Source organism: Bacillus sp. H1a, assembly GCF_000633475.1.
In the GTDB taxonomy this organism is placed as follows: domain Bacteria; phylum Bacillota; class Bacilli; order Bacillales; family Bacillaceae_G; genus Bacillus_A; species Bacillus_A paramycoides.
In genome coordinates this window covers 1-2533 of record NZ_AYMH01000093.1, presented here as the reverse complement: position 1 = coordinate 2533, position 2533 = coordinate 1, and the positions used below count along the sequence as shown (strand labels likewise).

At 31.9% G+C, this 2533-nt stretch carries 2 protein-coding genes; both read right to left on the bottom strand.

All coding sequences use genetic code 11. The features are described from left to right. Positions 1-371: 371 nt before the first annotated feature. Positions 372-1100 carry a DsbA family oxidoreductase gene (locus U860_RS0129585; protein WP_025151313.1) on the bottom strand — a complete coding sequence of 243 codons (729 nt, stop codon included), beginning with the start codon at positions 1098-1100 and terminating at the stop codon, positions 372-374. A 197-nt stretch (positions 1101-1297) separates the two neighbouring features. Continuing rightward, positions 1298-2257: an alpha/beta hydrolase gene (locus U860_RS0129580; RefSeq protein ID WP_025151312.1), complete on the bottom strand. Its 960-nt coding sequence runs from the start codon at positions 2255-2257 to the stop codon at positions 1298-1300. Positions 2258-2533: the final 276 nt, after the last annotated feature.

Genomic DNA, 2533 nt, shown 5'->3' with positions numbered 1-2533 from the left:
GAACTACTTCGTCGCTCATTTACGACTTCCTTATGTTAACATTTTCATGTTTCAATGTCAACTAAGTTTTTTTATTTCGTTTGTCGCTTTCTGCGTTGTTGCTATCGGCGACTTGTTCTATATTACACTTATGTATGTTAATAGTCAATGGTTTTAAATAAGTTTTTTATAAAAATATGAATTAACTATACCAACCAGCCGTTAGCACAAAAATAGTGCACTTGAATGTAACTTTCTCAAAGTAAACTAAATACAAATAACCTATAGAAGTTACTACAGGTTATTTGTATTTAGAAATTATTAATATACATATGACATTTTAAATTTATCGCTCTGTACATTATGTACACCATAATAGAAAGAACTAAATATTATTCCTTTGGAGGTATCGAGCAGCTTCCATCTGTACAATAAGCATCGGTTGTACTATTTATTGAAAGATTTTGAAGTTCAGGCTTAGGATTCTCTTCTTCCCACACCTGTTGAAGTGCACCAGCAAAGGTTTCAAGTGGTTGCGCGCCTGAAATAGCATACTTTTGATTAACAATAAAATAAGGTACTCCCGTAATTTTATATTGCTGAGCAATTGCTTCGTCAATTCTAACTTCATTCGCATACGCATTTTTATTATTAATAACATTTAAAGCTTCTTTCTTATCTAAACCTGAAGTTTCAGCGATAGTAGAGAGCGTTTCAGCATCACTTAAGTTTCTCGATTCAGTGAAATATGCAAAAAGTAGATTTTCTGTAATCTCTTTTTCTTTCCCCTGATCCTTTGCAAATTTCGCCAAACGATGCGCATCAAAAGTATTTGTTGGTTTCATCTCTTCAAAATTAAAACTTAGACCTATACTAGCTGCATGATTACCTATTTGTATATTATTACGATTAGCTTCTTCAACACTAATCCCATACTTTGCTGCAATTACTTCACTAATACTTGTTCCAGAATAGATTGGAGTATTTGGATCTAATTCAAAACTTTTAAACTCAACTTGAACATCATCCCTATGTGGAAATTGTTCTAAAGCCATCTCTAATCTACGCTTCCCAATATAACAAAACGGACATACAAAATCAGACCATACTTCAATTTTCATATTCGCACCTCTTTACAATTTTATTTCCAACCATTTTAGCACCGCGATTAAGGAATTCAAAAATTTTTGCTCCAAACCTTCTATATAGTACAACCAAAAGTATATTTATAACAGAATACCTAAATAACAAAAAACGATAATCAAAAGGATAAAATACTCCCTTCCGATTATCGTATATAAACAGGAAACAACTTTAATTATGCCGGAATATACTTCTCCACGAACTTCCATATAGTATTCCAATATTTATTTGAATCTACTTTCTCAGCTTCTCCATGTCCCGCACCTGGAACAATTAATTTCTCTTTTTCTACTTTTGCAGCATTATACACCTCATCCAACATTTCAAAAGGAACAAATGCATCAGCATCCCCATGAATGAATAACATAGGTGTTTTACTTTTCGCAACTTGTTTTACAGCTGAAGCCTCTTCCAAATCATATCCAGCCCTCAATTTAGTAACTGTATTGGCCGCATTCATAACAGGAAATTTAGGCAAGTGGAATAAATCTTTTAGTTGATACGTGAATTCATCAATAACAGTTGAATATCCACAATCTTCAATAATAACTTTAACATTAGAAGGTAAATCTTCCCCAGAAGTCATCATAACAGTTGCTCCACCCATAGAAATACCAAATAGAGCTATTTCAGCATTAGGATCTTTCTTTAAAATTTGTTGAATCCAAATCAGAACATCTTTACGATCATACCACCCCATACCGATATAATCCCCTTCACTATTTCCATGCCCACGAAGATCTGGCGCTATGACGTTATAACCTTGTTCATGAAAATTCCGGATATATTTCGTCATTGCTGATGCCCTGCCATCATATCCATGAACTACAATTGCCCATTTATGGCTAGATTGCTCATTCATATATTCATAACCTGTTAAATTTAGCTTATCAAAAGAACGTATAGTTAATGTGTTAGGTTTATATTTTGATACAAAGTTTGCATTCTTTTCTTCATTCGTAGCCAATACATCTCCCGATGCATTCACTGTTTCCGTTAAGTGAGGATTATCCTCCAAAAATTCTTTTTCTTGTTTTGCATTCAATGCATAATTATAGAAATAATTCCCGACTAACATATACGCAATTGCTAGAAGGATTAAAACTACTATAGTAATTACACTTATCTTTTTCATATTATCTCCTTTTTCAAAATTAAATCTTCTTATATTAAAGTACTTCAAAAAAATAACTGTACTATTTTAACACACCAATAAATCGTATCTATAAGAAATAAAATAGAAAATCTTAAATTACATATCAAAAATCATGAGGGAAATTGAATAAAAAATTATATGGATATGTAATCACAAATCTTAAAAGAATGGGGAATACTTAAAATCTAAAGTGGTATTTGGGGTTAGTAAGAAGTTATTTCTAACGAAATATACACAAAAAAGACGAGTCATTCT

Excerpts from the sequence above, each read along its gene's own strand:
- U860_RS0129585 (WP_025151313.1), bottom strand. The coding sequence starts at position 1,100 with ATGAAAATTGAAGTATGGTCTGATTTTGTATGTCCGTTTTGTTATATT.
- U860_RS0129580 (WP_025151312.1), bottom strand. The coding sequence starts at position 2,257 with ATGAAAAAGATAAGTGTAATTACTATAGTAGTTTTAATCCTTCTAGCA.